6 protein-coding genes and 1 pseudogene are annotated in these 7,104 nt (G+C 70.6%); 4 read left to right on the plus strand and 3 right to left on the minus strand.

From position 1 onward, the window contains the following. The first annotated feature begins 180 nt into the window (after positions 1-180). Positions 181-681: an ATP-binding protein gene (locus AB0B72_RS23965; protein ID WP_367741144.1), complete on the plus strand. Its 501-nt coding sequence runs from the start codon at positions 181-183 to the stop codon at positions 679-681. A gap of 96 nt (positions 682-777) precedes the next feature. Here AB0B72_RS23965 and AB0B72_RS23970 read toward each other — a convergent pair whose 3' ends face one another. Further along, positions 778-1,485, minus strand: coding sequence for a DUF5941 domain-containing protein (locus AB0B72_RS23970; protein ID WP_367741145.1), 708 nt, complete (start codon positions 1,483-1,485; stop codon positions 778-780). Further along, entirely contained in the window at positions 1,482-3,065 is a 1,584-nt protein-coding gene (locus tag AB0B72_RS23975; protein WP_367741146.1) for a CDP-alcohol phosphatidyltransferase family protein, read from the minus strand. Before AB0B72_RS23975 ends, AB0B72_RS23970 begins: the two co-directional genes overlap by 4 nt. A 274-nt stretch (positions 3,066-3,339) precedes the next feature. On the opposite strand from AB0B72_RS23975, the pseudogene recO reads away from it, so the two are divergent. Beyond that, positions 3,340-4,062 (plus strand): annotated as a pseudogene (recO, locus tag AB0B72_RS23980) (DNA repair protein RecO); the annotation flags it as partial. Positions 4,063-4,161: 99 nt separating this feature from the next. On the opposite strand, the gene AB0B72_RS23985 reads toward recO, so the two are convergent. Next, positions 4,162-5,196: an aldo/keto reductase gene (locus AB0B72_RS23985; RefSeq protein WP_367741147.1), complete on the minus strand. Its 1,035-nt coding sequence runs from the start codon at positions 5,194-5,196 to the stop codon at positions 4,162-4,164. Positions 5,197-5,309: 113 nt separating this feature from the next. Between AB0B72_RS23985 and AB0B72_RS23990 the strand changes: the two genes are divergently transcribed. Both AB0B72_RS23990 and AB0B72_RS23995 read left to right on the plus strand, forming a co-directional pair. Then, complete coding sequence (locus AB0B72_RS23990; RefSeq protein ID WP_367741148.1) at positions 5,310-5,900, plus strand: TetR/AcrR family transcriptional regulator; 591 nt, start codon at positions 5,310-5,312, stop codon at positions 5,898-5,900. A 153-nt stretch (positions 5,901-6,053) separates the two neighbouring features. Beyond that, positions 6,054-6,836 carry an isoprenyl transferase gene (locus AB0B72_RS23995; protein ID WP_367741149.1) on the plus strand — a complete coding sequence of 261 codons (783 nt, stop codon included), beginning with the start codon at positions 6,054-6,056 and terminating at the stop codon, positions 6,834-6,836. Positions 6,837-7,104: the final 268 nt, after the last annotated feature.

The following is a 7,104-nucleotide window of genomic DNA, read 5'->3' on the forward strand; positions in this document are numbered from 1 at the left end:
GCGTCGGAGGGGTCGCCGTACCGGCCCGGTCACCTCGGCTTTCCGGTGAACCTCAGCTGAATATCGCGCGCGGCCAACATTTGCACGTGCATGCGTGCTTGCACTCGCAAGGGACAGGGCAAGATACACGACGGCAGGGAAACTCACATCATGTAATGGCTGAGACCTGAGGGATCGGCGATGACAGCAGACCTGGCAGGCCCGGGAACGTCGACCGCGCCACCGTGGTTGACCTCCGTGTTCGAGCGGGACGACGTCACCGGCCTGTCCATTCCCCCGTCCGCGACCTGCGCCCTGCACGGCCGCACCACATCTCCCGCCGTGGCCCGCGACTTCACCGCGAGGACCCTTCACCAGTGGGGTTTCGGCCAGCTCGTCCCGGACGCGCAGGTGGTCGTGTCCGAGCTGGTGACCAACGCGATGCGGCACGCCCCCGTCGACCAGACGGGCGGCACGCCGATCCTGCTCCGGCTGGTCAACCACCGGTTTCATATCGGATGCGGTGTCAGTGACGCCAGCGAGCGCATCCCCGCCGTCTGCCCGTGGAGCGACCTGTCCGAGACCGGCCGGGGGCTTCACCTCGTCGAGGCGCTGAGCGCCGCCTGGGGGTGGATCGTCACGAGGGGCGGCGGCAAGGTGGTCTGGGCCCTGTTCGACGCCCGCCCCTCGTCGGTGCGGTAGCCCCGCTCCGCGCCCGTGACGCGGGAACGGGCGCGCTCCCCCCGCCGGGAAGCGCCCCGATCCGCCCTGATCGCGCGATCGTCCCCGCGTCCGTGGTCAGGCCGGGTCGGCGTCCCCGGTGACCTGCTCGGCGGCGTCCTCCGGCGACTGCTCCAGGTCCTGGTCGGCCTGGGCCTGGGCGGACGCCTTGTCCAGCCGGACCCAGCTCAGGATGCTCTCGACCGAGAACAGCACCAGCAGGTACGCCGTGAGGACCGCGGCCACGGGGGTCAGCAGACCGGTGGCGGCGCCCACGCCCAGGATGAGCAGGCGCAGCTCCCAGCCGAGCCCGGCCTGGAACAGCCACGCCGGGGGCCAGATGCTCTGCCTGGTCCGGTAGACGGTGTCGTACGTGTGGTAGCCGATCACGTAGATCAGCACGAACAGCAGCCACTTCGGCGTGCCGGTGGCCAGCCCGAGCAGGATGATCGTGAGGAACTCGGTCGCCCGCAGCAGCGGCGGCGTCAGCCAGTCGAACCTGCCGAGGTGGTCGCGCGCCCTGGTGGGAAGGACCAGCACGATCAGCACGAGCGCCGGCACCACCAGGATCGGCCCGTCCTCGAGCTTCCCGGTGACGGCCAGCGCCACGATCACGAGCAGCGCCACGAGGGTCGTCGGCACGGGCGGCAGCCCGCGTCCCAGGCGGCCCTTGAGGGCGGTGACGAGCGGCCCGTCGTCCCGGTAGGCCAGCAGCCGCTCCGTCTGGATGCGGCGGCGCTCCTCGTCGGGGTCGGGAATCGTGGTGGCCTGCGGCTGGGTGATCATGCGAGAGACCTCAGGAGACGTCCGGTGAGGGTGTAGGTGGCCGCGACGCCGCCCCAGATGATCAGCGTGAGGAAGGTCACGCGGGGGTCGAACAGCGCGGCGGTGATCGCGATGGCGGCGAAGCGCTCCCCGATGGGGAACACGATCATCTTGCGGGCCCAGTACACGAGCCGGAACTTCCCGGCCCTGCTCCAGAGCTTGAGCAGGCCGCGCACGCCGGAGGCGCGGCTCGCCTTGCGCTGCTCGAGCGCCTCCCGCAGCGGGCGGTCGTCGGCGACCGACAGCGCGAGTGTGGGCAGCGGCACGGGCGCCCTGCGCCGGTTGGCGGCGCCGAACGAGAAGTCGACCAGGTGCTTGACCGACTGCAGGGCCAGCGCGACCAGCGCCAGCGTCCACACGCCCTCGCCGTCGCCGAACTTGCCCGACACCGTGGCGCCCACGGCCAGGCCGACGAAGACCGCGTACTCCTTGAACCGGTCGAAGGTGGCGTCCAGCCACGCCCCGAGGACGCCGAACTTGCGGGCGTACCGCGCGACCTGGCCGTCCACGCAGTCGAAGACGAAGGCGAAGTAGATCAGCACCCCGCCGCTCACCGCGCCCCAGCGGGTGCCGGTCGCGAACGCGCCGGCGGCCAGCAGGCCGAGGGCGATCGAGATCAGCGTCACCTGGTTGGGGGTGAGCCCCCGGCGGGCGGCCCAGCGGGCGATGAAGCGGGAGTAGGTGCTGACGAAGAACGTGGTGAAGAAGCCATCGGCGCCCTTCACCGCGTTGTCGAGCCGGGCCCGGTCCTCGTTGTAGCCGGCCATCTCGGCGGCCGCCTGGTCCGCCTCGGCCTGGCTGCCGACGCGGCGGTAGAACAGGTCGCGGCGCCCGCGGACGCCGACGGACACCCCACGCCGGACCAGGCCCAGCACGAGCAGCTCGGTGACGTCGTCCTCGGGCCCGAACAGGTGGGCCATGTCCGCCAGCTCGCGGGCGGCGTCCGCGAGGACCGCCGCGTGCCGCTGGTGGAGGTGGATGGGGCCGAGCAGCGCCACATTCGGCCGGGTGACGGCGTGGTGGGCGGTGCCGACGGAGATGACCCGGCCACGGCCGGCGCGGGTGCGCTGGGGCAGCCCCTCGAGCAGCTTCGCGCCGATCTCCGGCATCGCCTCCTCGATCGGCGGCTCCTCCGGCGCGTCCTCGCCGCGCTCCTCGCGGACGATCAGCGCGATGGCCGCCCGCTTGGCCTTGGTGATCTGGTAGATCAGCTCGTCGTGGACGAGGGCGTCGGCCGGGAGGATCAGCACGTTTTCCGCGGCGCCCTCGACCGCGTCGGCGAGCGCCCGGAGGTCTCCCGCCACGTCGGGGCTCTCCACGACCCGCCCCGGGTGCTTCCGGTAGGCGGCGGCGTCATCCGGCCGGGCGATCGTCGTCGGGTGCGGGTCGAGCGAGACGAGCTGGCCGAGCAGCCTGCCGTACACCGAAGGGGCCCCGGGAAGCGAGGCCAGCGTGATGTCCGCGGGCAGGACGGGCCGGCCGCCCGACGGCGGGGAAGCGATCTGGCCGGGCGGCGAGCCCAGCAGGACCACGCGGGTCATGGCAACCTTTCGAGCAGCGGGGGGAGATCAGGCCATCAGGCTTGACCGGCGCCGAGGAGTCCGCCGGAGGGCAAAGCTTAGTGACCTTCCGGTTAAGGCGTCGCATCCCCAGGTTTACCGCACGACCACCTGATGTACAGCTTTGGCCGGGTTGAAGCCCCGCCGCCGACGCCGGATCCTTACCGAAATTTCACCAATCCATGCTCGTGGGGACCGCGCGGGGGAGGGGAGTCCGGATCGCCGGAGCCAGGGCCGCGCCCTCTACGATGGCGGGGTGAGCCTCTACCGTGATGAGGGCATCGTCCTGCGCACCCAGAAACTGGGCGAGGCCGACCGCATCATCACGCTCCTCACCCGGCGGACCGGGAAGGTGCGAGGCGTGGCCAAGGGCGTCCGCAGGACCATGTCGCGGTTCGGAGCCCGCCTGGAGCCGTTCTCCCACGTCGACCTGCAACTCCACAGCGGCAGGTCGCTCGACGTGGTCACCCAGGTCGAGACCCTCCACCCGTACGGCGAGGCGATCGTGGGCGACTACCCCCGCTACACGGCGGGCAGCGCGATGCTGGAGACCGCCGACCGGCTGACCGTGGGGGAGAAGGAGCCGGCCCTGCGTCAGTTCCTCCTGTTGGTCGGCGGGCTTCGGACCCTGGCCGAGGGCGGGCACGAGGCCCGGCTGGTGCTCGACGCGTTCTTCCTGCGCTCGCTGGCCGTCGCGGGCTACGCCCCCGCGCTGTCGGCGTGCGCCCGGTGCGGGGCCGAGGCCGTGCGGGCCTTCGCGATCGTCGCCGGCGGGGTGGTGTGCGGAGGGTGCCGCCCGGCGGGCGCGGCCGTCCCCGCCGCCGAGACGATCGCGCTGATGATCGCGTTGCTGCGCGGCGACTGGCCGTCGGCGGACGCCTCGGAGCAACGGCACCGCACCGAGTGCAGCGGCCTTGTGGCCGCCTACCTCCAATGGCACCTGGAGCACGGCATCCGCTCGCTGCGGCACGTCGAGCGGGAGTGGCCCGAGGGCCGCACCACGTGGGAGCATCCCGCCCCCGGCCCGCGCGTGTCATCCGCAGTCGCCGGCGGCCATGCCATTGCCGAGGAGACGCGGTCAGGCGGCCGTGCGTTCACTGACGGGTCGGCGGCGGAGGCCTGAACTCCTGATGGCCGGGGGCACGTAGGCCTGGTCGAGGGTGCCGATGTCGGTACCGGGCGGGACGATCTCGTCGATCCGGTCGAGGATCTCGTCGGTGAGTGTGACGTCGAAGCCGGCGAGTAGATCGTCGAGGTGCTCCATCGTGCGCGGCCCGATGAGTGCGCTGGTCACATCCGGGTGCGCGATCGCGAACGCCATCGCGAGATGCGTCATCGGCAGGCCCGCCTCTTCGGCGAGCGAGATGAGCTGTTCGACGGCATCGAGCCGGCGCTCGTCGCCAAACACCTTCATGAAGGGCATGGCGGCGCGGACGAGGTCGGTCTGCCGGCCCTTGCGGACGCGTCCCGTGAGCATGCCCTGCCCGAGCGGGCCCCACACCAGCGTGCCCATCCCGTGGCGTCGAGCGACCGGCAGCACCTCGCGTTCGATGCCGCGGTTGAGGATCGAGTACGGCGGCTGCTCGGTGTGGAACCGTTCCAGACCGCGCCGCTCGGCGACCCAGTGGGCTTCGACGATGTCGGACGCCGGCATCGTGGACGTCCCGATCGCCCGGACCTTCCCGCTGTGGATCAGGTCGGAGAGCACGGAAAGCGTCTCCTCGATGTCGGTGGCGGGGTCCGGCCGCTGGATCTGGTAGAGGTCGATGTGGTCGGTCCGCAGGCGGCGCAGCGAGTTCTCGGCCGCGGTCATGATCCAGCGCCGAGAGGCGCCCTGGTGATTGGGATCGTCCCCCATGGGGAGGCTCACCTTGGTCGCGAGGACGACGCTGTCACGACGTCCTTTGAGCGCTTTGCCGACAACCTCTTCGGACGCACCCCTGGAGTAGGCGTCGGCGGTGTCGATGAGGTTGATCCCCGCGTCCAGCGCTTTATGGATGATGCGGGCCGAGTCGTCGTGGTCGGGATTGCCGATGGACGCGCCGAGCATCAATGCGCCGAGCCCGTACGGGCTGACCTTGATGCCGGTCCGGCCCAGCGTGCGGTATCGCATGGTTCTCCTCCTGTGTGGACTGCCGGCCGCGTACTCCGCTAGGCTAAAAGCGGAACGCCGTTCCGAAAACGAGAATACGGAACAGTGTTCCGAATTGCAAGGAGGGATGTGTCTTGAGTGATCGCCCAGCCGAAGCGCCGGTCGCACGCCGTGTGCGGCCCGACGTACAGCGCAGCCTGGACGCCCTGCTGGCCGCGGCCGCCGAGATCTTCGAATCGGACGGTGTGGACGCGCCCGTGCGCCGGATCACCGCCAGGGCAGGCGTCGGGGCGGGCACTCTCTATCGCCACTTCCCGCAGCGCTCCGACCTCATCGCCGCCGTCTTCCGCCACGAGGTCGACGCATGCGCCGAAGCCGCCCCCGCCCTGGCGAACCAGTACGAGCCGGTCGAGGCCCTCACCCGCTGGCTGCGGCACCTGGCACGGTTCGTCGCCGCCAAGCGCGGGCTGAAATCCGCCCTGCACTCCGGCGAACCCGCCTACCAAAGCCTGCCCGCGTACTTCATGGAGCGCTTCGTCCCCGCCCTGACGCAGCTTCTGGACGCCGCCGCGGCAGCCGGGGACATCCGCTCCGACGTCATCCCCTACGACCTGCTGCGCGCCATAAGCGGCATCGTCGAACCGGACGACGACGCCTACACCCAGCGCATGATCACCCTGCTCGTCGACGGACTCCGCCACGGCGCCCACACCGCCTCCGCCTGAGTGGCAGCTCCATAACTCCCCAGCACCTACTCAGCCGAGACCCGGATGACCGCATGCCGGCGCGCACGTCTTCCCGCGCCGGGCGCGTACCCTGCACCGGACCTCCCCATATCCCGCACCCGATCAGCGGACGGGACCCAATACGCTCGGAGCATGGTTCGTCCTCCTACCCCGCACCCGTCCGGGGCGACCCCGCCCGCCATCCCGCGCGACCTGCTGCCCCGGCACGTCGCGATCGTCATGGACGGCAACGGCCGCTGGGCCAAGGCGCGCGGCCTGCCGCGGGTCGAGGGCCACAAGATGGGCGAGGCGTCGCTGTTCGACGTCATCGAGGGCGCGATCGAGGCCGGTATCCCGTACCTGTCGGCGTACGCGTTCTCCACGGAGAACTGGAAGCGCTCACCGGACGAGGTGCGCTTCCTGATGGGCTTCAACCGTGACGTCATCCGGCGGCGGCGCGACCAGCTCAACGCCATGGGTGTACGGGTGCGCTGGGCCGGTCGCCCCGGCCGCCTGTGGAAGAGCGTCATCAAGGAGCTTGAGGACGCCGAACGGATGACCACCGGCAACACCACGATGACCCTGCAGTTCTGCGTCAACTACGGCGGCCGGGCGGAGATCGTCGACGCGGCCGTCAAGCTCGCGAAGGACATCGCCGCAGGCAGGGTGAAGCCGGACAAGGTGTCGGAGAAGAGCTTCGCGCGCTACCTTGACGAGCCGGACATCCCCGAGGTCGACCTGTTCGTCCGCTCGTCCGGCGAGCAGCGCACCTCCAACTTCCTGCTCTGGCAGTCCGCGTACGCCGAGATGGTCTTTCTCAACCAGCTGTGGCCCGACTTCGACCGGCGGGACCTGTGGCAGGCGTGCGAGATCTACGCCAAGCGCGACAGGAGATATGGCGGGGCCCTGCCGAACGAGGTTCCTCGGGCGCACTAAGCATTTCTGGCAATTCGGCGTAGCGGCAGCTAAGCGGGCGCATCTGTAGTCCTTCAGGGGTCGGCAGCGGTGCCGGTGTCGGTGTCGGGCTCCTTGGGGCCGGTGATGATTCGTGGTGGTGTGGGTGTGCCCGCTGTTGTTCGGGGTTGGGTGGCGTGGTTGGTGGGTGGGGTCGCTGGGTTAGTGGTGGGGTGTGGGTATGTGGTGGTGGCGTTTGGGGTGGTGGAGGAGGGTCCAGGTGCCGTCGGGGTTGCGGTGGGTGGTGTAG

This window comes from Microbispora sp. NPDC049125 (genome assembly GCF_040802045.1).
GTDB lineage: Bacteria > Actinomycetota > Actinomycetes > Streptosporangiales > Streptosporangiaceae > Microbispora.

What these genes read in the sequence shown, in the direction of transcription:
- AB0B72_RS23985 (WP_367741147.1), bottom strand. Translation starts at nt 5,196, where the DNA reads ATGCGATACCGCACGCTGGGCCGGACCGGCATCAAGGTCAGCCCGTAC.
- AB0B72_RS23995 (WP_367741149.1), top strand. Translation starts at nt 6,054, where the DNA reads ATGGTTCGTCCTCCTACCCCGCACCCGTCCGGGGCGACCCCGCCCGCC.
- AB0B72_RS23970 (WP_367741145.1), bottom strand. Translation starts at nt 1,485, where the DNA reads ATGATCACCCAGCCGCAGGCCACCACGATTCCCGACCCCGACGAGGAG.
- AB0B72_RS23965 (WP_367741144.1), top strand. Translation starts at nt 181, where the DNA reads ATGACAGCAGACCTGGCAGGCCCGGGAACGTCGACCGCGCCACCGTGG.
- AB0B72_RS23975 (WP_367741146.1), bottom strand. Translation starts at nt 3,065, where the DNA reads ATGACCCGCGTGGTCCTGCTGGGCTCGCCGCCCGGCCAGATCGCTTCC.